General features: G+C 47.9%; 23 protein-coding genes. 11 read left to right on the top strand and 12 right to left on the bottom strand.

Annotated elements, in window-relative coordinates:
- Nucleotides 1-11 precede the first annotated feature (11 nt).
- The 3 genes from JHL22_RS08050 to JHL22_RS08040 form a co-directional block, all read right to left on the bottom strand.
- Nucleotides 12-2552, bottom strand: a complete 2541-nt coding sequence (locus JHL22_RS08050) for a DUF2357 domain-containing protein (protein ID WP_200235787.1) — start codon at nucleotides 2550-2552, stop codon at nucleotides 12-14.
- On the bottom strand, nucleotides 2501-4381 hold the full coding sequence (locus JHL22_RS08045) for an MrcB family domain-containing protein (RefSeq protein WP_200235785.1): 1881 nt from the start codon (nucleotides 4379-4381) through the stop codon (nucleotides 2501-2503). The genes JHL22_RS08050 and JHL22_RS08045 overlap by 52 nt, the downstream gene beginning before the upstream one ends.
- A 113-nt stretch (nucleotides 4382-4494) precedes the next feature.
- On the bottom strand, nucleotides 4495-5256 hold the full coding sequence (locus tag JHL22_RS08040) for an SDR family oxidoreductase (RefSeq protein WP_200235783.1): 762 nt from the start codon (nucleotides 5254-5256) through the stop codon (nucleotides 4495-4497).
- A 160-nt stretch (nucleotides 5257-5416) separates the two neighbouring features.
- Between JHL22_RS08040 and gmk the strand changes: the two genes are divergently transcribed.
- From gmk to JHL22_RS08025, 3 genes are all read left to right on the top strand, one after another.
- On the top strand, nucleotides 5417-6055 hold the full coding sequence (gene gmk / locus JHL22_RS08035) for a guanylate kinase (RefSeq protein ID WP_200235781.1): 639 nt from the start codon (nucleotides 5417-5419) through the stop codon (nucleotides 6053-6055).
- A 39-nt stretch (nucleotides 6056-6094) separates the two neighbouring features.
- Nucleotides 6095-6301: a DNA-directed RNA polymerase subunit omega gene (gene rpoZ, locus JHL22_RS08030; RefSeq protein WP_200235779.1), complete on the top strand. Its 207-nt coding sequence runs from the start codon at nucleotides 6095-6097 to the stop codon at nucleotides 6299-6301.
- 208 nt (nucleotides 6302-6509) lie between these two features.
- Nucleotides 6510-8624 (top strand): RelA/SpoT family protein, encoded by a 2115-nt coding sequence (locus JHL22_RS08025; protein WP_407926768.1) that lies wholly within the window; start codon nucleotides 6510-6512, stop codon nucleotides 8622-8624.
- Here JHL22_RS08025 and JHL22_RS08020 read toward each other — a convergent pair.
- A complete protein-coding gene (locus JHL22_RS08020) occupies nucleotides 8614-9300 on the bottom strand; it encodes an ABC transporter ATP-binding protein (RefSeq protein ID WP_200235775.1) in 687 nt (228 codons plus the stop codon). The genes JHL22_RS08025 and JHL22_RS08020 overlap by 11 nt on opposite strands.
- Here JHL22_RS08020 and JHL22_RS08015 point away from each other — a divergent pair.
- A complete protein-coding gene (locus tag JHL22_RS08015; protein ID WP_200235773.1) occupies nucleotides 9290-9928 on the top strand; it encodes an arylesterase in 639 nt (212 codons plus the stop codon). The genes JHL22_RS08020 and JHL22_RS08015 overlap by 11 nt on opposite strands.
- Before the next feature lie 146 nt (nucleotides 9929-10074).
- Here JHL22_RS08015 and JHL22_RS08010 read toward each other — a convergent pair whose 3' ends face one another.
- Nucleotides 10075-12027 (bottom strand): SurA N-terminal domain-containing protein, encoded by a 1953-nt coding sequence (locus JHL22_RS08010; protein WP_200235770.1) that lies wholly within the window; start codon nucleotides 12025-12027, stop codon nucleotides 10075-10077.
- Between the two features lie 196 nt (nucleotides 12028-12223).
- On the opposite strand from JHL22_RS08010, the gene ugpQ reads away from it, so the two are divergent.
- Both ugpQ and JHL22_RS08000 read left to right on the top strand, forming a co-directional pair.
- Entirely contained in the window at nucleotides 12224-12979 is a 756-nt protein-coding gene (gene ugpQ / locus JHL22_RS08005) for a glycerophosphodiester phosphodiesterase (RefSeq protein ID WP_200235768.1), read from the top strand.
- Nucleotides 12980-13007: 28 nt separating this feature from the next.
- Nucleotides 13008-13865 (top strand): 23S rRNA (adenine(2030)-N(6))-methyltransferase RlmJ, encoded by an 858-nt coding sequence (locus JHL22_RS08000; protein WP_200235766.1) that lies wholly within the window; start codon nucleotides 13008-13010, stop codon nucleotides 13863-13865.
- Here JHL22_RS08000 and greB read toward each other — a convergent pair.
- The 7 genes from greB to JHL22_RS07965 form a co-directional block, all read right to left on the bottom strand.
- Nucleotides 13846-14406: a transcription elongation factor GreB gene (gene greB / locus JHL22_RS07995; RefSeq protein ID WP_200235764.1), complete on the bottom strand. Its 561-nt coding sequence runs from the start codon at nucleotides 14404-14406 to the stop codon at nucleotides 13846-13848. The genes JHL22_RS08000 and greB overlap by 20 nt on opposite strands.
- Nucleotides 14407-14409: 3 nt before the next feature.
- Nucleotides 14410-15258 (bottom strand): 3',5'-nucleoside bisphosphate phosphatase, encoded by an 849-nt coding sequence (locus JHL22_RS07990; RefSeq protein WP_200235762.1) that lies wholly within the window; start codon nucleotides 15256-15258, stop codon nucleotides 14410-14412.
- Between the two features lie 26 nt (nucleotides 15259-15284).
- A complete protein-coding gene (locus JHL22_RS07985) occupies nucleotides 15285-16214 on the bottom strand; it encodes an alpha/beta fold hydrolase (RefSeq protein WP_200235760.1) in 930 nt (309 codons plus the stop codon).
- A 52-nt stretch (nucleotides 16215-16266) separates the two neighbouring features.
- Nucleotides 16267-18738, bottom strand: coding sequence for a DNA internalization-related competence protein ComEC/Rec2 (locus tag JHL22_RS07980; RefSeq protein ID WP_200235758.1), 2472 nt, complete (start codon nucleotides 18736-18738; stop codon nucleotides 16267-16269).
- Nucleotides 18739-18798: 60 nt separating this feature from the next.
- The gene (locus tag JHL22_RS07975; RefSeq protein ID WP_200235756.1) at nucleotides 18799-19599 is read right to left on the bottom strand and encodes a TatD family hydrolase; all 801 of its coding nucleotides are present in this window, start codon (nucleotides 19597-19599) and stop codon (nucleotides 18799-18801) included.
- Nucleotides 19600-19689: 90 nt separating this feature from the next.
- On the bottom strand, nucleotides 19690-20394 hold the full coding sequence (lolD, locus tag JHL22_RS07970) for a lipoprotein-releasing ABC transporter ATP-binding protein LolD (protein WP_200235754.1): 705 nt from the start codon (nucleotides 20392-20394) through the stop codon (nucleotides 19690-19692).
- Nucleotides 20387-21619 (bottom strand): lipoprotein-releasing ABC transporter permease subunit, encoded by a 1233-nt coding sequence (locus JHL22_RS07965; RefSeq protein WP_234041201.1) that lies wholly within the window; start codon nucleotides 21617-21619, stop codon nucleotides 20387-20389. The genes lolD and JHL22_RS07965 overlap by 8 nt, the downstream gene beginning before the upstream one ends.
- 53 nt (nucleotides 21620-21672) lie before the next feature.
- Between JHL22_RS07965 and JHL22_RS07960 the strand changes: the two genes are divergently transcribed.
- The 5 genes from JHL22_RS07960 (at nucleotide 21673) to JHL22_RS07940 (ending at nucleotide 26547) form a co-directional block, all read left to right on the top strand.
- Complete coding sequence (locus tag JHL22_RS07960) at nucleotides 21673-22632, top strand: hypothetical protein (protein WP_200235752.1); 960 nt, start codon at nucleotides 21673-21675, stop codon at nucleotides 22630-22632.
- Nucleotides 22608-24329 (top strand): single-stranded-DNA-specific exonuclease RecJ, encoded by a 1722-nt coding sequence (gene recJ / locus JHL22_RS07955; RefSeq protein WP_200235750.1) that lies wholly within the window; start codon nucleotides 22608-22610, stop codon nucleotides 24327-24329. The genes JHL22_RS07960 and recJ overlap by 25 nt, the downstream gene beginning before the upstream one ends.
- 100 nt (nucleotides 24330-24429) lie before the next feature.
- A complete protein-coding gene (locus JHL22_RS07950) occupies nucleotides 24430-24588 on the top strand; it encodes a hypothetical protein (protein ID WP_234041193.1) in 159 nt (52 codons plus the stop codon).
- 98 nt (nucleotides 24589-24686) lie between these two features.
- A protein-coding gene (gene prfB / locus JHL22_RS07945) for a peptide chain release factor 2 (RefSeq protein ID WP_200235746.1) occupies nucleotides 24687-25791 on the top strand; the annotation gives its coding sequence in 2 pieces (ribosomal slippage) (nucleotides 24687-24767 and nucleotides 24769-25791; 1104 coding nt in all).
- Nucleotides 25792-26547 (top strand): SDR family NAD(P)-dependent oxidoreductase, encoded by a 756-nt coding sequence (locus tag JHL22_RS07940; RefSeq protein WP_200235744.1) that lies wholly within the window; start codon nucleotides 25792-25794, stop codon nucleotides 26545-26547.
- Nucleotides 26548-26550: the final 3 nt, after the last annotated feature.

The raw sequence follows: 26550 nt of genomic DNA, 5'->3' as shown, positions 1-26550 counted from the left end.
ATCATGCAACATCAACCAACTACAGCTTCAGGATAAACCGTCCCTAGTTCACTGAATATCCTAGTCTTTTCCAACTTACCCAATGTTGTCAATTTCATGGTCGCTCGATACGGACTATTTTTGATTCCATTGACAGAAAATTTTAAATATAACGGTTTTCCTAATTCAAACAAATAATACAATTCATTTTTGAATACCAGCTTTCCGGCTTGTTCCACATTAATATCTGAGCGGGCAACAAGACTCACTTTTTTTATAGGCCAAAGCTTGTTAATTTTTTTAAAACCAGGATTTTCTTCAGGTGTATCCGCCAACGCCAAATACAAAATTTCATTAATAATATGTTGTTTATACTCACTCAAAAATGTCTTTTCAGGAAGATGAAACCATTTCGCAGTACCTTTTTCAAAAGCCTCAAAATACTCTTTTGCTCTACCTTCCTCCGCGCCCAATGCAGCCGTCATGATCAGGTCCTGATAAAGCGACTGCTGCATTCCAGAATAAGGTATCCTGGCAGCCTCCTGCATATATAATTGGTCAGACAAAGCCTCAAGATTATTAACGCCTTTTGCGGGATTTCCTCCAATCTGGTCTTTCAAAAACTCCAGAAGCCAAATGTTGCCATCACTACCTCCTGCCATGTTTGGTAACAAAGCAAAAGCTCCAATACCAATTTCCGTAATAGCCTCTTGATAAGGGTTTTGTGTGCTTTCTTGATCAAAGTAACCGGGGTAAAGGGCAAAAGCCCCGAATACTGGACGACTCTTATAGCTTTTAGAAATACGAATTAAAGCATCACGGTACCTATGCATTTGGTTAATTGCGTCATCAGGCACAAAATCCGTTTTTTCAACATCTTCTGTCTCACTTTGATCAGATTTAATACGGTATTTGGCATCAAACAGCCATACAAAACTTTTTTTGCTTGGCCATGGAAAAGTAACTTCCAAGACGATATCCGGTTCTTGATTAACAACAAAGGTACGAATATCGCCACTATTTTTAGTGAATTTCGGTTCATGCGCCAACCTTGCCCGCAACCCATCACCACGCTCAAATTCAAATGCACCGGCTAAGCCGTCTTTAAACTGGTACTCAAAAAAATTATTAAGTTTTAAAACCTGTTTTTTTGAACAGCTTATTTTAAAACCAAGCTGTTCCTCAAGAATCTGTTTAAGAGTAAGGAAACACCATATCTCATAAATTTCAGCCACCGACTTCATTGATATTTCAGTTTGGTTTGCAAATGCATCTAAATAAAACCTCAGTTCATTCCAAACTTTATAAACTTCGCTATAACCGGTTTTTTGTTGTAAAACTAATGATTCACCATTAAGCCCTGCAAACCTACCAACATCTTTTAAAAAACCTTGTTCAAGCATTTTTTGCAAGGGTTGCTGCCATTGGCCTAACTCAGAAATAAACGCTTCAGAAACACGTTGCTTATTTTCTGTTTTTTGATTGTGGTTGCGGATTTTCTTTTCAAACTTGCTCAGTTTTTTTTTACATTCCAGGATCACATTCTTAATAAACCTGTTTTCCGGTGTATTTACATCAAGCCTTTTCTTGCTTACTTTATAACGCCTATCATATCGACCATTAGCAATATCCTCCAAAACCTTAACACCCAGCTTATGCAAAATACGTCCTTTAAGCCTGTCTGCACGGGTATACATTTCATGAGTTTGCAAACGGCTATGTGGTGCTTGTGCAATTACTTTAAGCCCCTTTTCAAAGCGCACTCTCATCTGAGAAAAATTTGCCAGCCACATCAGAGGAAAATTTCCACGGTGCTTACCTTTTGAGGCATCTTGGCCCGTTTTACCTGCCAAACCAAAACGCCAAAGCGGAAAATTTTTATCAATAACACGATACATAGCGGGCAAATCATGATGTAAATCCATTTTAGTTGGCAAAACCTCAAATGCAATGCTGGATTTAACAACTTTTCCATCCACGATATATTCAAGAGGTAACTTCATCCAACCCACGTCATTACCAGTATTGATAGTTCCCGTAAGACGGGCAGGAATTAATCCTTTTTTTTCCTTGGCAAACCGAAATCCATCATTTAACAATGCACTTCGATGCGTTAAATAGGCATCCTCAACAGCATCAAAAAATATCCATTCAAACTGATACTGTATATTTTCAAAAAACAAAGGTTCATCCAACAATAAATCTAGCAGTTGACTGCCAGCATCTGAAACCTTTTTGCCTTTTATCAGTACAGGCTCTCTTAGCATAAGAACCGGATCAAAACGGATGATTGATTTTCTTTCCAGACCGCTTTCTGTAGTAGTTACTTCTGTAAAGTTAAACGAGGATTGACCAGTTAGGGTTTGAATCGAATGAGCTGCCTTCCTACGATTAGCAAGCATAGTTTGATAAACTTGTTGGCGTTTAGTAATATCATTGCACCAAACGGAAAATTCAAATCGTTCTGTTCCCAAGCGTAATAATTCCAGCATAGTACTCGCCTTCTCCGCTAATGCTCCAATTACGGCCAAAAACTTGTAAAGCCAGAACCATCCAAACGCTTTTTCATCCACTCAAGCTTTTTTTTGCTACGACATGCAATGCGAATAACGTCTCCAGATCCATCATTTTTTTCACGATACAAATCTGGGCGAGCACCTGGATCTGCCTCTGATAGCTCCCAGAATTGACGAAATTCGTTGCCAAGTTTTTCGATCAGACAATCCAAAATCGAACTCTCACCACCCAATTTATCGAAATCACCTTCAATCCGTGGAAGCACTTTACACATCAGGAAATCATCCCATACCGCCCCTAACTCAAGTTCATTTTGGGGGTTATAAGAAACAACAGCTAACAACAACTCATTCAGTGCCCGATAAGCCAGTTTAAAGGGTGTGTTATCTAATACTTCATTTACCGCTTTCAAAAAACGAATGGATTTCTGACCGTCACTATCGTGTGTAGTGGCCAAAGCATCCAAATTAGCATGTGATATTACAGGATAGTAAAGAGTTTTATTCTGAGTAGTCGGCTCAAAAAAATCATCAAAATTATTAGGAAAAAACTCGCCAAAATCAAAGCTCAGAGCCCGATCGATCACCTTACGTGAAAATCCATGCGTGGTTTCATCCATATTTACCGTGCCAGCAACAATCAGGTTAAAGGGAATACCTATACCGTACTTCAGAAACAGTTCCCAGATTGAGTCATATTTACCATCATCAATCTTAAGCTCTTGCCTCAATTGATTCTGGTCTGCTACCTGCTCTATTGTAGTAGCCTTTAACAAAGAATCACTTAAATAAGTAAAAGAATCACCTTCCCAATTCCACTCCCTGGTTTCCAAAATAGACAAATAATCAGAAAAATACTGTTCTACAGGAGCCAAATTCATTTCATCCAAACACAGCCAATAAGGCAAAACACCACTTAAAGCATCTCGCTTGCCTGATACTACAAGGCATTTTCCATTTTTACCTGAGATCTGTTCACCAAGTTCAAAACCTGCATCGACTAATGCCTTCCATGCTTTTACAATAAATTTTAAAACATCAGTTGTAATATATTTCTCTTTACCATTTAAACGCGAAATATAACCGAGTAAATCACTGGGCTCATGCCAATCTGGGCGCACAGGAATCAAACAATAGGTTTCATTCAATGATCCCGTTGATTTAGCCTGTTCGCGTACAAAGCGAGTTTTACCTGTTCCTGAGATACCTGCTAAAAGAAGAAAGGGTTTTGATAAAAAAAACATCCTATTAATATTTTCTTTATTTTTAGTAGATATATACATTTTTTCTTTTCTTAACTTTGACTCAATATCAATCGATTCGATTTGATTGTAAAAAGACAATAGTTCTTCAAGATCATGTTGCAATACCTCATCATTAGGCAAACTATCCACCTCATATAATTTTGCAGATATATTTGATTTTTCATAGGATTTACCCAAATCAGTACTAGCTCTTAAATCAATATCTTGCACTCCCCAATTTTTTAATCTTGGGTTATTTTCCAAAACAATTGAAATAATTTTTTGAGACTTTTCTTCAGCTGCCTTATGTCCCAATTTTTTAATTGGATTCGTCGTTCCTTGATTCAAGGATAAATAAAAACCAGAACCATCAGCCCTAAACAAAAAAACGGGGTAAATACCTTCTTGAGTAGTAGAAGTCATATTTGGATTCAAAATAGATAACCAAGGAATATTTGCCCAGTTTCCTGCACCAACACTTGCTTTAAGCTGAAAACCAGATCCAAAATTATTAACTAAAGTTTCAATATCTTCTTTAAAATCTTGTCTAAAAAAACTAGCTAAAGCATGCCCTGCAAATGGTTCTTTTGTAGCTTGAACCCACGCCTTCATAAATTTTTCTAGCTTTTCTTTCAAGCCCATTTTTATCCTTTCAATTAATACGTTAATTTGTCATATATTTGGAATTTAGTTGAACATTTATAAAAAATTAATTCATGATGCTCTAAGAATATTATTATGAGAAATACGCACAATCACCCACGCCCCACAAACGGCATCTTCGTGGCCATAATCGTCACAAACTGCACGTTGGTTTCCAGCGGGAAATCAGCCATGGTACGAACGGTTTGGGCCACATGCGCCACGTCCATAATCGGCTCGGGCATGATTTCACCATTGGCCTGCAAAATGCCTTTCTTCATTCTTTCCGTCATATCGGTGCCGGCATTGCCAATATCTATCTGGCCGCAGGCAATATTATAGGCACGGCCGTCCAGCGAAATGCTTTTGGTCAGGCCGGTAACGGCATGCTTGGTGGCGGTATAGGCAATCGACATGGGGCGTGGTGCCGTGGCTGAGATAGAACCGTTATTAATGATCCGGCCCCCTTGCGGCTCCTGGTAGCGCATCACATGAAAAGCGGCCTGGGCACACAGGAACATGCCGGTCAGGTTCACATCCACAATCTCACGCCATTCCTGGGCCGAAAACTCGTCAATGGGTACCGCTGCACCACTTTTTCCAGCGTTATTGAATAACACATCCACCCGGCCATATTCGCGCTGGGTTTGTTCAAACAAGGCTTTCACCTCGTTTTCCCTGGTGACGTCCGTAGGAATCACCAGAGCCCTGACCGCATCCAGTCCGGCTGCGGTGCGAGTTTCTTCCAGCACGTCCTGCCGTCTTCCTGCCAACACCACCCGATAACCCGCACTTAGCAATTCCAGAGCAACCGCCCTGCCAATACCGGAGCCCGCTCCCGTTACCACCGCCACTTTATGGTTTGAAATGCTCATTGTTATATTCTCCAATGTGTTTTATTTGGCATATGCTACCAAGAATGAAGCGGGCTGGCACCACTTGAGGGTATTTAACGCGGACTTTTTTCTGTTTATTTATTAATAGCACTTAATTTTTTGTTATCCTTGCTACTTCTAAAAAAATGGACTCGTCACCATGAAGAAATATCCCGGTAATGTATTTATGATTATCGCTCCCAGCGGTGCCGGAAAATCCAGCCTGGTCAATGCCCTTCTGAAAGAAGATACCGGTATTGAACTATCTGTTTCCTGCACAACCCGTCCCCCCAGACCGGGTGAGGAAAACGGGCGTGAATATCATTTCATCAGTGTGGAAGAATTCCAGGCACTTAAAAAAAACGATGACTTGTTGGAATGGGCAGAGGTGCACGGCAACTTTTACGGCACACCCAAAACCCTGATCAAGAAGGCCATAGCAGATGGCAAGGATATTTTGCTGGAAATCGACTGGCAAGGCGCCCGTCAGGTAAGACAGCAGTTTTCCGATGTCACCGACATCTTTATTTTGCCCCCCTCGATTGAAGAACTGAGAGTCAGGTTAACCCGTCGCGGTCAAGATGAACCAGACGTAATTGCCCGTCGCTTATTAGCGGCCGGCAGCGAAATTGCGCACGCGCCAGAGTGTGAATATGTTATCATTAACAATGATTTCGAGGTCGCCCTTCATGAGCTGAAGCAAATTATTGCTACGGCTCGTTTACGCTATACAGCGCAAGCTGCAAGACACGAAAAGCTATTCGCCGATCTGGGTATTTCAAAAGCCTCTTCCCAGTAGGCCCACTATCATTTTTTCCAATATTTTTCAGGTTATCAAATGGCACGTATTACCGTTGAAGACTGCTTAAAACAGATTCCAAACCGCTTTAGCCTGACGCTGGCGGCCACTTACCGCGCACGCGAACTGGCCCAGGGTCACGAGCCACGCATTGAAAGCGACAAAGACAAACCAACCGTTATTGCCTTGCGCGAAATCGCCAGCGGTGTAACGGGTCTTGAAATGTTGCGTAAAGTACCCACCTGAAGCACTTATCAGCAAGGATTAATACACTATGACTTTTAAAGGGATTAAAGGCGCATCATCCACGATTTTGCATGCACTGCGTGCAGGCTCGCCCTTTAAAAGAAAACAGAAAAAATCCGCCAAACCGCTTGAATCGGTGCAACTTGCTTCAGGTAAAACCGCACCGGTTAATGATCCTCCCATTGCCACATTAGCCACGCTTACCGAAATGCTGTCCAGCTACATGGACAACAAAGATATCGAAAAGGTACGTGAAGCCTACCGCTTTGCGGACCAGGCCCATTTAGGGCAATTTCGTTCCAGTGGCGCGCCCTATATTACCCACCCCATTGCGGTTACCGAAATATGTGCTGGCTGGAAGCTTGACGTCAATGCCCTAATGGCAGCCCTGTTGCACGACGTGATCGAAGACCAGGGCGTTCTAAAGGCCGAACTGGCTGAAAAATTCAACCCCGATGTTGCCAATCTGGTTGATGGCCTTACCAAGCTAGAAAAGCTCAATTTTGCCACCAAGGCCGAACAGCAGGCGGAAAGCTTCCGTAAAATGCTGTTGGCCATGGCCAAAGACGTTCGCGTTATTTTAATCAAGCTGGCCGACCGCCTGCACAATATGCGCACCCTGGATGCGGTAGACCCCGCCAAACGCCGGCGCGTTGCTAACGAAACACTTGAAATTTACACCCCTATCGCGCACCGGCTGGGGCTTAACTCCCTGGTCCGCGAACTCCAGGATTTATGTTTTGTGGCCAGCTCGCCCAACCGTTATTCGGTCCTGCACAAAGCGGTCATGGCTGCACGCGGCAATCGTCGTGAAGTCCTTACCAAAATCACCGACAACATCACGGCCGCCTTACCTGCACAAGGTATCGAAGCCGAGATTTCCGGTCGTGAGAAATCCCTGTTCAGCATTTATAAAAAAATGCGTGAACAAAAAAAATCCTTTTCCGATGTGCTGGATATCTACGGCTTCCGGATTATCGTACACACCCTGGCCGAATGCTATCTGGCCCTGGGCGTCATTCATCAGCTGTATCGCCCGGTACCGGGCAAGTTCAAAGACTATATTGCCATTCCCAAGCTTAACGGCTACCAGTCTTTGCATACCACCCTGGTGGGCCCTTATGGTACCCCCATCGAATTCCAGATACGTACCCGTGACATGGACCACATTGCCGAAAAAGGCGTGGCCTCTCACTGGATGTACAAAAATGACGATGTTTCGTTAAACGACCTGCAAAAACAAACCCATCGCTGGTTGCAATCGTTGCTGGATATCCAAAGCCAAACTGGCGACTCGGGCGAGTTTCTTGAACACGTCAAGGTAGACCTGTTCCCCGATGCGGTTTATGTACTTACACCCAAAGGCAAGATTATCTCTTTGCCACGCGGTGCAACACCCATTGATTTTGCTTATCTCATCCACACAGATATCGGCAACCATGCTGTTTCCGCCAAAATCAATGGTGAGTTTGTTCCCCTCAAAACAGAACTCAACAGTGGCGACCGGATCGAAATCATTACTTCTCCGGCATCCGTACCCAGTGCCCAATGGCTTAACTATGTCCGCACTGGCAAGGCACGCTCTGAAATCCGGCATTACCTGAAAACAGTCAAATACAGCGAATCCATTCAGTTTGGCGAGAAGCAGCTCTTGCATGCCCTGCAAGAACTAAAAATCCCAATGCCGCCCAAAGATGATCCGCAATGGGAAAAACTGGCCAAAAGCACCGGCGCCCATTCGGTTGATGAAATTTTGGCCGATATTGGCCTGGGACGTCGTCTGGCCGCTGTCGTTGCCCGCCGCTTCCTTATCGACAACGAAATTGTAGCAACCAGTGCCGCAGTGATTGATGAAATATCAGTGGCCAAAACAGGTACTATTTTCATTCAGGGCAACGAAGGTCAGGCTGCGCAGCTAGCCAGTTGCTGCCGCCCAATTCCCGGTGACACACTAATTGCCTGTATCCGTCCTGGCCATGGCCTGGTCGTTCACACCGAAGACTGCCCCGTCGCACATCGCCAGCGCACACGTGAACCGGAACGCTGGGTATCTTCAGTTAGCTGGGACCAGGAAACCACCAAGCACCTGCCTACCCGCCTTGAAATTACCATCAAGAGTGAAAAAGGGGTTTTGGGACGCATCGCCGCACAAATTGCCACGGCCGACTCCAATATCATTCAAATGTCCATGAATGAAGAAGCCCTTGAAACCGCCACCATCCAAATTACCATTCAGGTAGATGACCGCAAGCATTTAGCCCGGGTTATCCGGCTAATGCGGCACGTACCACAGGTAACCAGGATTATCAGGATCAAAGGTTAAGGCTGGTATTTTGCACCCTGCCCGCCTGTAATACCAGCTGTTGCTGGCAACGGCTGGCAAGGACCGTATCGTGGGTAACCAGTACCAGGGTACTTCTTTTTTCCTGATGCAACGCAAACATTAAGTCCATAATATGGGCACCGGTTGTTGCATCCAGGCTTCCGGTCGGTTCATCGGCAAATAATATGGCGGGTTCAACCACAAAAGCCCGCGCCAGGGCAACACGCTGACGCTCTCCACCAGATAAGGTTTTAGGGTAATGATGGGATCGCTCGGCAAGACCCACGCGCTCTAACATGGCCCAGGCAGCCTCTTTGGCGAGCTTGCCCTGTAATTCCAGTGGCAACATGACATTTTCCAGGGCGGTTAGATTAGGCAGCAACTGAAAAGACTGGAACACAAATCCCACATGATAGGCCCGTAACTGGGCACGCTGGTCTTCATCCAGCACAAACAGGTCCTGCCCCATCAAGTGCACACTACCTTGACTAGGCACATCAAGACCGGCCAGAATACCCAGCAAAGTAGATTTACCAGATCCAGAACTTCCGGTAATGGCCAGTGTCTTACCTTTTTCAAGTAAAAAGGAAATATCCTCTAAAATACGAAGCGGGCCATTGGCATCTTCCACCATTTTATTCAGACCATTTACTTCCAGGGCTAATATGTTTTTCATAAATCAACTACTCAAATTATGTCTGACGCTGTTTATATCTAGCGCCACCTTTCAGTTCGCTCATGCGCAAAGCACCAATAACAAGACAATACTGGTTATAGGAGACAGTTTATCAGCAGAATATGGCATTGAAAGGGGCAAGGGTTGGGTAGAAATAATTAAATCCGAATTTCTGGGTGATTATGACAATTATGAAATAGTCAATGCCAGTATTAGCGGCGATACTACCAGTGGCGGCCTTAGCCGCTTACCAGCCTTATTAACCCGGCACAACCCTGCTGTGGTCATTGTGGAACTGGGCGCGAATGACGCTTTGCGTGGCCTGTCCCTAGCCGACTCTACAAACAATCTTGAAAAAATGAGCGAATTAAGCAAACAGGCACAGGCCAAAGTGGTCATTGTGGGCATGCAAATTCCACCCAACTTTGGGCCAGTGTATTCGCAGCAATTCAAGGATATGTTTGCCCAGGTGGCACAAAAACAAAAAGCCCTGCTGGTACCCTTCCTGTTTGAGAATTTTGCGCTGGATAAAAGCATGTATCAGGACGATGGCATTCATCCCAATGAGTCCGCACAAAAAACCATGGCGGAAAATGTCTGGTCTGTATTGGAACAAGCCATTAATTAACAAGTTCCCCCAGGTTTGCATGCCTGCTTAATGGCCGGCTTTACCCATAGAAAAACCCCAAAAACCGGAAAATTCAGCACCGGTTTTTGGGGTTTATGCATGTAATGCTATGCAATAAGGTTTACGCGTTAAAGCGCTTGCCTTGTTTAATCACCCAGAATCACTTTTTCTGCTTCGGGGAATATCTCAACCTTATGATCTGCACGCAAGATCTGGGTAACACCCTGGGCGACTTCAAGCGCAACACCCGACTCTAAGCCTGGTTGCAGAAACTGCGTGAAAAGCGTTTTCATTTCTGGATTACCTTCGGAAACCTTTTCAACCTGCGCAATAACATAACCATTAGGCGTTTCGGTACCTACAAAAGAAGGTAGTTTATCTGCGGGTGCAGCCATGATTGTATTGAGCATTGCTTCAGGCAATTGCTGGGTCATCAAACGGCTAATCACCGCTTCCTGGCCAAATCCGGTAGAAGTGAGCTCGCCGCTTTCCTGCAACATTTTCAGCTCTTCCTCTCCGGCCAGTTTGGCCAGTTCCAGGGCTTTTTCATTCCTGATACTGGTTTCAACCTCGGCTTTGACCGTATCAAGCGCAGGAATGGCGGCAGGCACATCTTGTTCTACACGAACCACCAACAATTCCGAAGGTGAAATTTCAATCACACCCGAGTTGAGCTTCTGATTCAGGACTTCATCTGAGAACAAAACCTCGCGAACCCGTGGCGTCTCGAAATATTTGGCAGCAGGGCTGGCAGAAGCCGCTTTTTCACCCACCTGCTGACCACTTAGTAAACGGTCACGGGCCACACCATTAACGGTTTTAAGCTCAAGCTGAAGATTATCGGCCACGCCTTGCAAAGATGAACGATCATCATTAACCTGCTGTGTCAGGCCTGTGGCCAGATCAGCAAATTTTTCTGATGCCAGTTGCAGGCGAATTTCTTCCAAAACATCATTTTTAATGGCAGACAGCGGCTGAACGGCCCCTTCGTCTATCTTGGCAACCTGGATAATGTGATAAGAATTGCCCACTTTAACAGGATCGGTAACACCAGGTTGAGTCAGTGAGAAAATGGCCTCATCAAGAACGGGGATGTCGCCCCTGGACAACAGGCCCAGGCTACCATCCAGGTTTTTAGTACCTACATCATCGGAATACTGTTTTGCCAGCGCCGAAAACTGGGCTGGATTTGCCTTGGCCTGTGCCGCTATATCCTGGGCTTTTTTCAGGATTTCTTCCTGGGCAGCTGCATCGGCACTGGCAGGCACCATGATCTGGATATGGTTAACCTCACGGCGCTCTTGCTTGGTGTATTTGCCAATGTTGGTTTGGTAATAGGCTTCAATATCCGCTTCTGAAACCTCGGGTACCGATTTTAATGCCGTATCCTGGTTAAGGATAATATATTGAACATCCACGTAACGGGGAACTTCAAGCAATTTGCTGTTTTTATCGTACCACTGTTTGATATCGTCTTCAGAAACCGTGGCCTCTTGCTGGTATGAAGAAAGCTCAAATTCTTTCAGTCGAACCGTACGCTCCTGAACCATGGCCGATTGCAATAAGTCGAGTGTTTTTTCTGGCAGCGAAACGGATTGTACAACGGGCTCCAGCACATGGGCATAAGCCAGGTTCTGACGCACATAAGCCTCGTAGTCTATATCCCGAATGCCATTAGCGCTAAGAAATTCGTTGTATTTCTGGGGGGAATAAACCCCGCTTTCATGAAACTGGGGATTGGAGCCAATGGCAAAACGAACCATATTGTCGGTAGCGTTGAAGTGACCATCAATCATTTCCTGTTGCACCACCTGAGAATCAATAAGCTGATTCAGCCAGGCTTGCCGGTTAGCCGGCGTATCTACTTTGGAAACATCAAAATTCGCACCGGCTTCCATTCTCATTTGATCCAAACGGGTGCGCCAGGATTGGTTAAACTGCTCTTGGGTAATATTGGCATCTTTAACGGCTACCAATTTAACATCGTTGGATACGAAACTTTGGTAATCGGCCACGCCAAAAAAAACAAATGACGGGACCACCAAAAGAATCAACAATGCCAATACAATACGTTGGTGTTTACGGATAAATTCAAACATTAAGCTCTCAACTTAGACTGCGAAAATCAGAATATACATTATAAATATCGCTGTTGGAAAAAGGGATTTCCCATTTTAGTCTTTTTCACTTTTAAAATAGACAATTCAGCCTTGTTTTATAAAAAGTCGCTTTCAAAGCGGCTTATATCTTCCTACAATACAATAATATAACTCTTCAAATCCACCTTTAAACCCTATGTCAGCCAAAAATACTTTTGAATGGCGCTATCCGCGCCTGATCGCCCATCGTGGTGGCGGCTTCATGGCCCCTGAAAACACCCTGGCCGCCATGCGTTGTGGCCACGAGTACGGTTTTTCCATGCTTGAGTTCGATGTCAAGCTCAGCCAAGACAATGTACTTGTCCTGATGCACGATGATACGGTCGACCGCACGTCAAACGGGATTGGACTTGCCGCCAGCAAAACCTTCAGGGAATTGTCTGAGCTGGATTTTGGCGCCTGGCATTCCGCCTTCTATACCGGCGAACCCATTGCCACGTTTCTATCGGTGGCCCGTTTTACCCAGGAAAACAATCTTTTCTGCAATATAGAAATCAAGCCCTGCCCAAACCGTGAAGAAGAAACCGGGATCCTGGTCGCCAATGCGGCACGCCAATGGTGGCATCATTCCCATCTGCTCCCCTTAATCTCTTCTTTTTCTATTGAAGCACTGGCTGCGGCACAAAAAACCGCCCCCGAATTGCCTCGCGCCTTGTTAACCGAAGACCTGGCTGATAATTTTATCGAGGTGCTGGAAAGGCTGGATTGTGTCGCCATCAATATAAAACAAAGCCTGCTTGACCAGGAAAAAATAGCGCGTATTCATCAAGCCGGTTACAAGGTTTGTGCCTGGACTGTCAATGACTATCAACGCGCCAGACAATTATTACAATGGGGTTGCGATGCCCTGTTTACCGACGAACTGCTTCGGGTAACACCCGAGATGGCTTAATAGCCTGCAATAACCTCAAGGATATATTTTGTTCAGTTACCGCCACGCCTTTCATGCAGGCAATCATGCTGATGTTTTAAAGCATTCCATTTTGTTGCATATTTTGCAATACTTCAACAAAAAGGAAACCCCTTACTGGATTATCGACACCCATGCCGGTGCCGGCATTTACGATCTGGAAGATGCCTGGGCAGAAAAAACAGCTGAGTTCCGGGAAGGCATTACCCGAATCTGGGACAATACCAACCTGCCCCAAGACCTGCAGGTATATATTGATCATATCCGCAACCTGAACGATGGCGGGGATCTATCGTATTACCCGGGATCTCCCTGGATCTCCCTGGAACTGATGCGTCCCAAAGACCGTCTGCATTTGTTTGAGTTGCATCCAACCGAAATTGACGTTATCAGGGACAACATTGATCAACAGGGCAGCGAAATTTCACGCCAGGTAAGCATTTTTGAAAAAGACGGTTTTTCGGGCCTGAAATCACAGTTGCCCCCGGTACCCCGAAGAGGTATTGTTTTGATTGACCCTTCTTATGAAGACAAAATGGATTACCGGCACACTTTAATGGCTATTAAAGACGGCCTGAAACGCTTTTCCACGGGCTGTTATGCGGTTTGGTACCCGCTCATTAACCGCAAAGAAGCACATGACATGGTCAGGCAACTTGAAAAATTGCCCGATACCCAATGGCTAAACGCTTCTTTGGCGGTTAGAAAACCGGCTGCCGATGGTCACGGGCTACACGGAAGCGGCATGTTTATTATTAACCCGCCTTATACCCTGCATGCAGCATTGGAAAAAAGCCTGCCCTATCTGGCAAAACATCTGGCCCAGGACAGTTCGGCAAGCTTCAGCCTTACTCGTCAGGGTAATTAATTTCAAGAATTTCCAGCTCGTCCATACCCGAAGGCGTCCGCAAACTAACCGTATCGCCTTCCCTACCCTTGATAAGAGCTCTTGCCACCGGAGAAATCCAGCTGATCTTCCCCTGCAAGGGCTCTGCCTCATCAACGCCAACAATCGTTACCGTATGTTCTTCACCTGCCTTGTCGATATACACCGCTGTCGCGCCTAAAAACACCTGATCTTTATTAGGCTGGGTGGAAGGGTCAACCACTTCGGCAATTTCAAGTCTTTTAGTCAGGAAACGAATGCGCCGGTCTATCTCGCGCAATCTTTTTTTACCGTACAGGTAGTCTCCGTTTTCAGAACGATCGCCATTGGCGGCCGCCCACGAAACGATTTGCACCACATCGGGCCTCTCGGTATTAACCAGATGCACCAGTTCTTCGCGCAAGGCGGCATAACCATACTTGGTAATATAATTTTTGGTGCCCGATGGCAAGGCTACTTCCGTGCCTTCAATGCCATCATCTTCATCGTCCTGATCGGATTCTTTAACAAAAGCCTTATTCATGATTTAAATTAATTCCTCCCAGATGGGGGTAAGGCCACTTGGCAAAGGGGGAAGCTTACCAAGGTCCATCTTGCTTTCAGAGGGGCTGTGAAAATCAGAGCCACACGACGCTAAAAAACCGTATTGCCGGGCAATATGGGCGTACTGGTGGTATTGGTCAACCGTATGGGAGCCCGTCACCACTTCTATGCCTCTGCCCCCCATTAGTTTAAACGTTTTAAACAGGGTGCTGAATTCATTGCGGGAATATTTATACCTGCCCGGATGGGCAATGACGGCAATCCCGCCCGAATGCTTAATCCAGTTAATGGCTTCTTCAAGCCCTGCCCAATCACCCGCTACATAACCCGGCTTGCCATCGCCCAGGTACTTGTCAAAAACCTCTTGCATACTTTTGCAATGACCGGTTTCTACAATATAACGGGCAAAGTGCGTCCGGCTAAGCAAGTTGGGGTTATCCGCATATTTCAAGGCCCCTTCGTAGGCATCCATAATGCCAAATTGCGCCAGCTTGTCTGCCATTTCCCGTGCGCGCACTTCTCGATCGTCACGAATCCGGTTCAAGCCGGCATTCATGACTTCGTTTTCCGGGTCTATGCCAAGGCCCACAATATGCAAGGTATGCGCTGCCCAGGTTACTGAAATTTCAATACCCGGAATATAAGTCATGCCAAGCTCTTTGGCTGCCTGTGCGGCCTCTTGCTGACCACCCACCTCATCGTGATCAGTCAGGCTCCAGACATTTACGCCATTGCCTGCTGCTCGCGTGGCCACTTCGGTGGGGCTTAACACACCATCTGAAACGGTTGAGTGACAATGCAGGTCTACGTTTAATCTGACCAAACCATCCATTATATTTTCCTACCTGCAAAAATGTTTTATGAAAGCAAAAACTCACGGACCGTCTGGATTTGCGTATCGGGCATCAGCGTAGGCGCATGGCCTACCTGGGGAATTTCCACCATTTGGCTGTTTTTATTTTGTTCCAGCATTTGGGTAACTGCTTCACGACTTAATAAATCGGAGTTTTCGCCCCGCAAAATTAAAATGGGGCAATCAATAGTTTTATAAGATCGCCATAAATAAGCTTCGGCCGCAGCAAGTGCGCCTTCATTTTCCTGCTCTTTAAATGTTTTGGCTATCCCTACATCGTAATGACTTTTCCAGGCATTGTCCTGGAATTTAATCACACTTTTTGTAAACGCAAGCCATTGCTGATCATTAAGTGGACCAAAAGAAGCCGCGTTTATCTTCATATGTTCTACCGCGTTTTCAAGGCTTTCAAACACTAAAGCCTGGCCTACATAGGTACCAATGCGACGAATGGATTCCAGCTCTATTTTGGGGCCTACGTCATTAAGTACCAGCTTGTTCAGGGCCAAGCCGGTTTTTCCCGGCATATCTTCATGACGGGGTTCCTGATTGCCAATATAAAGGTCTGCATTATGCACCAGTCCGGCAAACACCATACCAATTAAGCCGCCCATAGAGGTCCCGATCCAGTCCAGGGTTTTGCCGTTAATGCGTGCCAGCAAGGTAAAAATGTCGGACATATACTGCGGCACTGCATACAGGGACGGATTCAGCAAAAAGTCAGACGCTCCCCTGCCAACAATATCGGGACAAACCACCCGATATTCACCCGACATGGCAAGGGCAATGTCATCAAAGTCTCGTCCGGTTCGGGTTAAACCATGAACACACAGCAATATCCGGTCGTTGTCAGGATCACCCCATTCCCAGTAAGCCATGCGATGCACGCCTGCCGTACTAACGCAATTGACATAATTCAAACGTGGTGATTGCATGATTTTCCTCCGAAGTTTACAAGATAATGCTTATCACTAGTATATGCCGAGCTTAGCGGGCATGCCAATAGCGTTTTGTTGCAGGGCGTGCGGCCAGCAGGATTAATCCCTGTATTGAAGAACGCACGGTAATGGCGCCATGCCTGTCGGTACGCCAGAAAACACTGCCAGCGTTTTCCCAACGTTGCTGTACCTGCCTGTGTGGATGGCCGTAACGGTTCAGGTAGCCGTTCTGGACAATCGCATGATCGGCTTTCAGGGCCTGAACCAGCGCCAGTGAAGAGGAGGTATTGGCACCGTGATGCGGTGCCACTGCCACATTGACCTTTTCCAGCCCCTGTTGAACCAGGTCAATTTCCTGCTCAACATGAATATCACCACTTAGCAATGCGCTGTGCTGACTGCCCTGTACATGCAATACACAACTTTGTTCATTGCCGCTTTTGTCTGGTAAAGGCAGTTGCCCACTATTCAGGAAGGTAAAACTAACCCCATCAAAGCTAAACGCCTGCCCCTGCCCACAAGGCAGATAAGCCAAGTCCCTGTTAAGCAAGGCATATTCACGATCCAGCCGTTTTTCTTCTTCAGCCAGAAACCGGTCAAGCCCGAATGACCCATACGCCATACCGGTATGGATGCCGGCAATCACTTCGGCAAAACCACCGGCATGATCCACGTCAGAATGGGATACCACCAGGGCATCAAGCCGCTTTACCCCCACCGATCGCAAATAAGGCAATATGACCCGGCTTCCTGCCTCATTGGCATGGCTTGTTCTGGGTCCGGCATCAAACAGCACGGCATGCTTTTGCGTTAACACCACCACCGCAGTGCCCTGCCCCACGTCCAAAGCAATCAAGTTCCAGTAACCGGGCAAGGGTCGATCGGTTTTCCCCAGGAAAACCGGCACCATGAAACACCAGGCCAGGTTTTTATAAGGCAGCCCTTTGGCCTGGCACACAATAAAAACGCCCGCCAGGGCCAGCAACAACCCCCATAAACCGGGGGTGGCAATATAGACACTGGCCCATGGCAGTTGGGCAAACCACTGGGTTAGATCAAGCACCCATTGCAATATGCCATGCGCAAGATTACCCAGACCCTGTATGGATGGCATATGTAAATTTAACAGGGCCAGCAAGGCAAACAGCAAGGAAAGCGGTGTAATGACCCAGCCGACCAAGGGGATAGCATAGGCGTTCACTAAGGGTGATACCAGTGAAAACTGGCTGAAAAGCAAGATTAAAAATGGTGCCAGTGCCAGTGTAATCATTAATTGAAATTTTGCCGCCAATGCAAAGACCGATAATGTTTTTCTGCCCTTGTTTTGCGCATTACCCTGCCCCTGCTGCGCATGATGCCGTCCCAGCCAGACTAACACGGCCACGGCAGAGAAAGACAACCAAAAACCGCTGGACAGCATGGCCCAAGGGTCCAGCAACAAAACCCCCAAACAGGCCAGCAAGAGGATAAAAAAAATAGGCATTCGCAGGCGGAACAGGATCAGGCCATAACCAATGGCCAGCATAAGCAATGTTCTTTGCGCCGGCACGCCCCAGCCCGCCAGCAGGCAATAAGCCCAGGCAATCAGCAAGCCGGCAAAAGCGGCCAGTACATGAACAGAACGATGGTCTGACAGCAACTTTCCTTTAAACCTGAATTTTTTACCCAACCATAAAACCAGGAAATTGCCTAATACGGCCAGCATCGTAATGTGAGACCCGCTAATGGAAACCAGATGCGTAATGCCCGAAAGGTTGAACAGTTTCCAGTCATCCTGGGCAATCCCGTTCTGGTCTCCCATGACAAGGGCCATCATGACGGGGCCATAACGTTTATCTTTCAAGTAAGGCAACATGGCAGTACGGACCTGGTCCCGCCCCCGTTCAACCGCCATACGGAAACTGCTGAACGGTTCATCAGCCAACAGCCTGGGCTGCCCCTTTACCGCCCCTATGGCTCTAATGTTATTGGCAAAGGCATGGGTTTCAAAATCAAAACCATTGGGGTTCATGGCGCCATGCACGCGTTTAAGCTTTAAAGACATCTCCCACAGCTGGCCTGGTCTGATCAGCGGCAGTTTATTTTTGATGTCTATGGGTTTGCCATAAAGACCCGGCCATTTCCCAAGCTGCCACCGTACCTGTATGTGTTTTGGAATGCCCTGTAAAGAAAAACTGTCCTGCACCTCGGCCTTGAACTGCACATAGTCTGGCCCGTATAGGGCAATTTCGGCAACCTGCAAAATTACCCGGCTTGTTTTATTTTCGTGAATGGTTGAAAGGCTGTCATCCAGCCGCAGCTGCGCCCTATAGGTAGCGTAAGCCATGCCCAGCAAAACGCATAACAGCCCAATAATAATGGTTTTAAGCGCCGGCAATTTGACGGACCATAAACACAGCCACCCGGCCAGCATCAAACCTGCCCATAAACCAATAATTGTTAATGAGGGCAGGTCTGGCAATAACTGAATACAGGCAATACCCAGGCAAGCGCCAGCCAGACAAATCCAGTAAACCCGCATGATCTTCTTTCTGCTGCTGAAAAGCAGATTCTAATCAAGTGGGCAAGCTAAAAATCCTTTTCAGGACAATATCATCCGTGGCAAAACCCGTTTGGCATTGTTGGCCGTACTTTGGCTGATGGTTTCAAGGCTTTCCTGCCTTAATACAGCCAGTTCTTGAGCAATACGGAAAATTTGGCCGGGGGTGTTACGCCGGTTGGGTTCGTGCAACCAAGCGGGCGGGATATCTGGAGAATCGGTTTCAAGCACCAGATTAGAAAGATCCAGTTCACTGGCCAGGCGACGTATTTGCAAAGAACGGGTATAGGTCATGGCGCCCCCTAGCCCCAAGGCAAAGCCCAAATCAATAAATGCCTGGGCCTGTTGGAAACTGCCATTAAAGGCATGGGCGATACCGCCAGACAAAGAAAACCGGCGCAAATACTTAAGCAGTGTGTCCTGTGATTTGCGCACATGCAAAATCACCGGCAAATTGAATTGTTTCGCCAGGCTTAACTGGGCCGAATAAAAATACTCCTGCCGTTCACGGGGCTTGCCGCTGGCAATGTCGGTCACAAAAAAATCCAGTCCGATTTCACCCACCCCGACAAAGCGCGGGTCATTGATGGAACGGGCGATTTCCTGCTCCAGCAAGCCCAGGTCTTTATCTTGCGCTTTATGCACATACATGGGATGAATGCCCAATGCATAAAAGCCACCCTCGATGCGATGAGCCAGCTTCTTTACAGTGGCAAAATTGCTTTGTTCCACGGCCGGAATCACCATGATGTTGACCCCTTGCGCATGGGCATCAGCAATCACTTCGTCGCGGTCATGATCAAACTCAGCCGCATCCAGGTGGCAATGTGTATCAATGAGCATGACTACTCCTGTTTATACCCAGGGTAAACAATGAATCCCTGTATGCACACCCTGCATTAAACGTTAGACAAATGTCGGGCAAATGAATGATTAAACGGGAACATCGGTTTTACTATCCAGCAGGCCTTTTTCCATCACCAGCTGACGATCGGCCAGTTCGGCCAGTTTAGGGTCATGGGTCACAATCACAAATGCCGTATTGAATTCCTTATTCACTGATTTTAATAAAGAAAACATGTTCTGTGCTGTTTCCCGGTCAAGGTTGCCGGTGGGTTCATCGGCCAGCACACATACCGGGTTGGCCACCAAGGCACGGGCCAGGGCTACACGCTGGCGTTCACCACCAGAAAGCTGGCTGGGTTTATGCGTAACCCTTTGTGCCAGGCCTACTTTGGCCAACACCTGCTCTGCCATTTTACGTGCCTTGGCGCGATCCATCCGCCTGACAATCAAGGGCATGGCTACGTTATCCAGCGCACTGAATTCGGGCAACAAATGGTGAAACTGGTACACAAACCCCAGGCTTTCATTACGAATATGGCTGCGTTGCTTTTCGGACAATCCGGCTGTACGGGCTCCGTTCACCAGCACTTCTCCGGAAGTGGGTTCATCAAGCAGGCCCAGGGTATGCAACAAGGTGCTTTTACCAGAACCGGAAGCCCCAATAATAGCGACCATTTCACCTTGCTCTACATCCAGGTCTATGCCCTTCAGGATATCCAGCCGAGTATTGCCGTCTTCATAATATTTAACAATAGACTTTGCCTGCAAGGCATATTTTTTTTCATTAGTCATGGCGCAATACCTCGGCAGGTTGCAAACGGGAGGCCCGCCAGCTGGGATACAGGGTAGCCAGTACGGAAAGCACCAGGGACGTCAAGCCCACTGCGGTAATATCGCTAACTTCCGGATGGGACGGCAACTGGCTGACAAAATAAATACTGGGGTCAAGGAAATGAATCCCGAAAAGGTTTTCTATAAACGGAATGATGACATCAATATTGTAGGCAACCAGGCACCCCAGGAACACGCCCATAAAAGTACCGACAATACCAATTAAAGAGCCCTGTACCAGGAATATTCGGGCCACTTCTGCCGGACTCGCACCCAGTGTCCTGAGGATGGCAATATCCGATTGTTTGTCTTTAACCGCCATGACCAGCGAAGACAGCAGGTTAAAGGCGGCCACGGCAATAATTAGCGCCAGAATCAGGAACATCATTTTCTTTTCTGTCTTAACCGCGGCAAACCAGGTCCGGTTATCTTGCGTCCAGTCACGGGCCACAATACCTTGAGGCAAGCTGAACATTAATTGATTGGCCACTTCCGGGGCCTCTAGCATATCCTTGACTTTTAGCCTGACACCTGCCAGCCCCATATTACGAAACAGCACCGCACCATCGCGGGCGGCAATAAAGGCCAGGCTGGAATCATATTCATAATGGCCGGAAGAAAAAATGCCGGAAATGGTGAATTGCCGCATGCGAGGTGTAAAACCGGCCGGGTTGATGGACCCCTGCGGAGACATCACTAACAGGGTATCACCCACATTCACCCCCATATGATTGGCCAGCGTCTGGCCAATCACCATATTGAAAGTACCGGGTTGCAGCGAATCCAGGGAACCCCGGATGATTTGATCGGGCAACTCAGACACCTTGCCTTCATTGGCCGGATCAAGACCGCGAATTTCCACCCCTTTCAGCACATTGCCACGCGCCAGCATGCCTGAAGAGGCCACAAAAGCGGAAGCGCCCACAACATCAGGATTTTTTTCAGCCTCGGTAGCCAGGCTTTGCCAGTCTTCCAGGGCGCTAAGCGCATCAACCTGCGGGTTGAATAATTGAATATGTGGCAGCACCGACAGCATGCGATCGCGTACATCCACCTGGAAGCCGTTCATCACGGACATGACAATAATAAGAGCGGCAACCCCCAGCGCAATACCTGCCATCGAGCTGCCCGCAATGAAAGAAACAAAGCGGTCGCGATTTTTTCCTCGCCCTTTTGCTCTTGTCAATCCCGCATAGCGGGAACCAATCCATAGTTCGTAAGGTATTTTCACAAGCGTAAATGATTCACAAAGATTACAATTCCAACATGGATATTGTTATTTCAGGGATACTTCCCCACTCATCGATTGCTGCCGAACTGGCCAGCCAGGCGGCCAAAGCCGCGCCAAGCCTGTTCCAAAAGCTGGAAAACAGCAAGGGAACCGTGCATTTGCTGGATCCTGGTGAAACCGGCTGCACCCCTTTTGAATACTGGCAATTGGCACATCGACAATTTACACCGGCTGGACAGCAAAATTATGCCGCTGGCCTTGGTCCGCTTTATGCCCCCCGTCAGTACAACCGGGATCAACCTGTCTGGTTGCTGGAACTGGCACATATCGCACTAGGCGCAGCCAATGCCACTTTACTCACGGCCGATGATCTGGTCATATCAGAATCGGAAAGCTTAGCATTATTTGAAAGTGCACAGGTTGTTTTTTCCGAGAGCCCTTTCAAATTACTGCAATTTGATACGCAGCGCTGGCACATTGAAATTCCCCCCGACATGGTATTGCCCTCATTAAGTCCCAATCTTATCGCCAGCCGGTTTGTTTACGACTGGTGGCCGCAAGATACCGCCAGCCGCCCACTGCGCAAACTAATTAATGCACTACAGGTAGAATGGCATGAACATCCGGTCAACCTGGCACGCCGGCAAGCAAACCTGCCCCTTATTAATGGCGCCTGGGTCTTTGGCGGTGCCACGCCTGCACAATTGCAGCCAGCGCCCACCGCCAACCCGCCACGCATCCTTCAGCAACTTGAAGTGGCTCACCGCAAGCAGGATTGGGGGCAATGGCTGGCCATTCTGGCCAATCTTGAACAGGATGTTTTTAGCGCCTTGCCGGCCAATAAAAACGGCAATCTTATTTTGACCGGTTATGATCGGCTGGTTGTTGTATCGGCGGACGCCATGCCCGCCTGGCTGTGCAAACTGTTAAATCGCAATCACAAATGGAAGGACTGGTGGTGTCAATAAAAATAAGTGATCGGGAGCAAAACCCCGGTTTTCAGCAAGAATTGGAAAACGCGGGCATTCACGCCCTTCTGGCCCGTCTTTGGGCTTCACGCGGGGTGAATGATCCTGCACAAACACAGCCACAATGGCAAAACATGCTGGCCCCTTCCCTGCTTTCCGAAGTTAACCAGGCCGCCAGCCTGCTGGCCGATGCCATCGAGCAAAGAAAAAAACTCCTGATTATTGCCGACTATGATTGTGATGGCGCCACGGCCTGTGCAGTAGGCATTCGTGCCCTGCGCCAAATGGGGGCCGATATTGATTTCCTGGTACCCAACCGCTTTGAAACCGGCTATGGCTTATCGCCGGCCGTGGTTAGCCTGGCCTGCCAGCACCCCAATGGTAAACCCGACATCCTGATTACCGTTGATAACGGCATTGCCAGTGTTGACGGTGTACAGGCGGCCCGGGAGGAAGGCATTGATGTTATTGTGACCGACCACCACTTGCCCGGTGACACCCTGCCTGATGCCCTGTGTATCGTCAATCCCAACAAGCCCGGCTGCACGTTCCCCTCCAAGAACCTGGCCGGTGTAGGGGTTATTTTCTATGTCATGCTGGCCCTGCGTGCGCAAATGCGCAAACGCGGGCACTTTGACCCCAACGGCGGGCCAAGGATTGATAACCTTGCCGACCTGCTGGCCCTGGGCACCGTGGCCGACGTCGTCCGCTTAGACAGCAATAACCGCTTGCTGGTTACCCAGGGGCTGAACAAAATCCGCAAGGGCCACTTGCAACCCGGCATCAAGGCGCTTTTCATGGTTGCCGGTGGCAATTTCCAGGAAGCCAGTGCCACTGACCTGGGTTTCAAAATTGGCCCTCGCATCAATGCTGCTGGTCGTCTGGCGGACATGAGCCTGGGCATACGCTGCCTGGTGACCGATGATGAAACCGAAGCCCTGCATTTGGCCCGGCAACTTGATGAGATCAATCAGCAACGCCGCTCTATAGAGCATGAAATGAGTGAGCAGGCCCTGGCCACGCTAGCGTCCCCTGAAAACAGCCAATCCGCCAGTATCTGTGTCTTCAACGAAGGATGGCACCAGGGGGTGGTTGGCATTGTGGCTTCCCGCCTGAAAGAAAAATTCTGGAAACCCACCCTGGCCTTTGCGCCTGCCGATAATGATGAATTACGCGGATCGGGCCGTTCTGTCCCCGAACTGCACCTGCGTGACGCACTTGATCTGGTGTCCAAGCGTCACCCCGGCATGATCCTCAAGTTTGGCGGCCACGCCATGGCAGCCGGACTTTCTCTTAAAACAGCGCATTTTGAAACCTTTGCAAGTGCCTTTAATGAAGCGGTACAGGAAATGACCGGCAGCAGCAGTTTTGAACCCCTGCTTGAAACAGACGGCTCATTAGAGCCCATGTATGCCACGGCTGAAACTGCCCTGCTGCTGCAAAACCAGGTCTGGGGTGCCGGTTTTCCCGCCCCGCTGTTCAGGGATGTTTACCGCATTCGCAACCAGCGCCTGCTCAAAGACAAGCACCTTAAATTAAAGGTTGAACGCAACCAGATTCTGTATGATGCCATCTGGTTCAACCAGCAGGAAGCCCTGCCCGAGTATGCCGAACTGGTTTATGAGCTGGTACCTAACCAATGGAATGGTGTGGTGTCTGCTCAACTACTTGTCAAGCATGCCCGGGATGCCGCATAAGGGAGCCTGTGGCACTTCAGGCATTGCCGACACCAACGGGTGCGCAAGCGTTGAAAACGCTTTATACTTTGGCGCTTGGATTTAGAGGAACTAATCAGTGATGAAAAAACTTTCCTGCCTGTCAGGCTTACTTGCCTTTGCCTTTATCATGGCAGGTTGCGCAAACATGCAAAGCCCCAGCGCGCCCATCGACAATGTCATCAATACTGTTGGTGATGCTTTTGGTAATATATCCGGCCAAAAATCAGGCAGACCATAAAATCTTTTCACTGTCAAAAGCCCTTTTCAGGGCTTTTTTGTTGTCATGCGTTAAAATGTAAGGTTAGCAAAAAATAAAATTTGATCTTAGGAAATATAATGGAAGCCGAGCGCCGGAATCAAATCTTAGCAAACCTTGAAGATTACACTGAACGCGAATCAGACCTTCGGGGGTATCTTTGACTACGAAGAAAAATCAGAACGCCTGCAAGTCGTCAATCTAGAACTGGAAAACCCGGATATCTGGAACAATCCAGAACACGCCCAAGAGTTGGGCAAAGAAAAGAAAAGCCTTGAAAAAATCGTATTGGTGTTAAGCGAACTACAGCAAAACATCAAAGATTCAATAGATCTGTACGAACTGGCCGACATGGACGACGACGATGCCACCTTAATGGCCATCGAAGAAGACGCCCAAAAATATGCCGACGTGCTGCAAGGCCTGGAATTCCGCCGCATGTTCTCCAATCCGGCTGACCCCATGAACTGCTTCGTGGATATCCAGGCAGGCGCTGGCGGCACCGAAGCCCAGGACTGGGCCTCCATTCTGTTGCGCCAATACCTTCGCTATTGCGAAAATAAAGACTTCAAAACCGAGGTGCTTGAAATCTCCGATGGCGATGTGGCCGGTATCAAATCCGCCACCATCAAAGTCGAAGGCGATTACGCTTTCGGCTTTCTGCGTACCGAAAGTGGCGTGCATCGCCTGGTTCGCAAAAGTCCGTTCGATTCATCCAATGGTCGACACACCTCTTTTGCCAGCGTTTATGTTTACCCTGAAATCGACGACTCTTTCGAAATCGATATCAATCCGGCTGATTTGCGGGTAGACACCTATCGTGCCAGTGGTGCCGGTGGCCAGCACATTAACAAAACCGACTCAGCCGTTCGTATTACCCACGGCCCTACCGGTATTGTGGTGCAGTGCCAAAACGACCGTTCACAGCACCGGAACCGCGCTGAAGCCATGTCCATGCTACGTTCAAAACTCTATGAACTGGAAATGCGCAACCGTATGGCCGATCAGCAGAAGCTGGAAGAATCCAAGGCCGAAGTGGGTTGGGGTCACCAGATTCGCTCTTACGTACTGGACCAAAGCCGTATTAAAGACCTGCGTACCAACGTTGAAGTCTCCAATACACAAAAAGTGCTGGATGGCGATCTGGACATGTTCATTGAAGCCAGCCTGAAAAAAGGTGTGTAAATGAGCCAAACCATTGCTATCGTTACCGGTTCGTCCAGGGGACTGGGGGACGCGCTGGCCAGCCAGCTGGCCACGCAGGTTAACCAGCTCATTACGGTAGCCCGAACCGATAACGCGCAATTGCAGGAACTGGCCCGGCAACAAAATTGCCAGCATGTCCATTACCGTGCTGACCTTGCCGATCCGGTACAAATCAACGCAGTTGCCCAGGATATTTTTTCCCAGCTGGACCTATCAGCCAGCCAATACATTCTGATCAACAACGCGGGCACCCTGGGGCCTGTTGGGCAATATAACGTCCTGGGTCATGAAAAAGCCCTGGACATTGCCAGCGCCTTCAATCTGAACGTCAATAGCATCATTATGCTTACCTCGGCTTTTTTAACGGCCACCCGCCATACCGGGGCCGATATCCGGGTCATTAACATTTCGTCTGGTGCCGGGCGCGCGCCTACCCCTGGCTGGGGTGTTTATTGCGCCACCAAGGCAGCCCTTGACATGTACACCCGCGTGGTAAAACAGGAAGCGCCACATGCCAGACTGGTATCATTGGCGCCCGGCGTTATCGATACCGGCATGCAAAAACAAATTCGTGAACTGGATCTTAACCATTTCCCCAATCGTTCACGTTTTACCCAGTTGCATGAAAAAGGCGAGCTGTCCAATCCCGAACAACTGGCCCACCAAATTCTGAATTATTTACATCGTGATGATTTCGGCCAAACCGAAATTGATGATATTCGTCACTATTCATAAACC

Origin of the sequence: Advenella mandrilli (assembly GCF_016595155.1) — a bacterium.
Taxonomy (GTDB): domain Bacteria; phylum Pseudomonadota; class Gammaproteobacteria; order Burkholderiales; family Burkholderiaceae_B; genus Advenella; species Advenella mandrilli.
The sequence above is the reverse complement of the archived record's forward strand: the minus strand, read 5'-3'. Positions and strand labels throughout refer to the sequence as shown.

Excerpts from the sequence above, each read along its gene's own strand:
- JHL22_RS07985 (WP_200235760.1), bottom strand. The coding sequence starts at position 16,214 with ATGCAATCACCACGTTTGAATTATGTCAATTGCGTTAGTACGGCAGGC.
- JHL22_RS07980 (WP_200235758.1), bottom strand. The coding sequence starts at position 18,738 with ATGCGGGTTTACTGGATTTGTCTGGCTGGCGCTTGCCTGGGTATTGCC.
- recJ (WP_200235750.1), top strand. The coding sequence starts at position 22,608 with ATGGAAGGACTGGTGGTGTCAATAAAAATAAGTGATCGGGAGCAAAAC.
- JHL22_RS07975 (WP_200235756.1), bottom strand. The coding sequence starts at position 19,599 with ATGCTCATTGATACACATTGCCACCTGGATGCGGCTGAGTTTGATCAT.
- JHL22_RS08025 (WP_407926768.1), top strand. The coding sequence starts at position 6,510 with ATGCTGTCCAGCTACATGGACAACAAAGATATCGAAAAGGTACGTGAA.
- lolD (WP_200235754.1), bottom strand. The coding sequence starts at position 20,394 with ATGACTAATGAAAAAAAATATGCCTTGCAGGCAAAGTCTATTGTTAAA.
- JHL22_RS08045 (WP_200235785.1), bottom strand. The coding sequence starts at position 4,381 with ATGGGCTTGAAAGAAAAGCTAGAAAAATTTATGAAGGCGTGGGTTCAA.
- JHL22_RS07990 (WP_200235762.1), bottom strand. The coding sequence starts at position 15,258 with ATGGATGGTTTGGTCAGATTAAACGTAGACCTGCATTGTCACTCAACC.
- JHL22_RS07960 (WP_200235752.1), top strand. The coding sequence starts at position 21,673 with ATGATTCACAAAGATTACAATTCCAACATGGATATTGTTATTTCAGGG.
- JHL22_RS08020 (WP_200235775.1), bottom strand. The coding sequence starts at position 9,300 with ATGAAAAACATATTAGCCCTGGAAGTAAATGGTCTGAATAAAATGGTG.
- ugpQ (WP_200235768.1), top strand. The coding sequence starts at position 12,224 with ATGTCAGCCAAAAATACTTTTGAATGGCGCTATCCGCGCCTGATCGCC.
- gmk (WP_200235781.1), top strand. The coding sequence starts at position 5,417 with ATGAAGAAATATCCCGGTAATGTATTTATGATTATCGCTCCCAGCGGT.
- JHL22_RS08040 (WP_200235783.1), bottom strand. The coding sequence starts at position 5,256 with ATGAGCATTTCAAACCATAAAGTGGCGGTGGTAACGGGAGCGGGCTCC.
- JHL22_RS08015 (WP_200235773.1), top strand. The coding sequence starts at position 9,290 with ATGTTTTTCATAAATCAACTACTCAAATTATGTCTGACGCTGTTTATA.
- JHL22_RS07940 (WP_200235744.1), top strand. The coding sequence starts at position 25,792 with ATGAGCCAAACCATTGCTATCGTTACCGGTTCGTCCAGGGGACTGGGG.
- JHL22_RS08010 (WP_200235770.1), bottom strand. The coding sequence starts at position 12,027 with ATGTTTGAATTTATCCGTAAACACCAACGTATTGTATTGGCATTGTTG.
- greB (WP_200235764.1), bottom strand. The coding sequence starts at position 14,406 with ATGAATAAGGCTTTTGTTAAAGAATCCGATCAGGACGATGAAGATGAT.
- JHL22_RS07950 (WP_234041193.1), top strand. The coding sequence starts at position 24,430 with ATGAAAAAACTTTCCTGCCTGTCAGGCTTACTTGCCTTTGCCTTTATC.
- rpoZ (WP_200235779.1), top strand. The coding sequence starts at position 6,095 with ATGGCACGTATTACCGTTGAAGACTGCTTAAAACAGATTCCAAACCGC.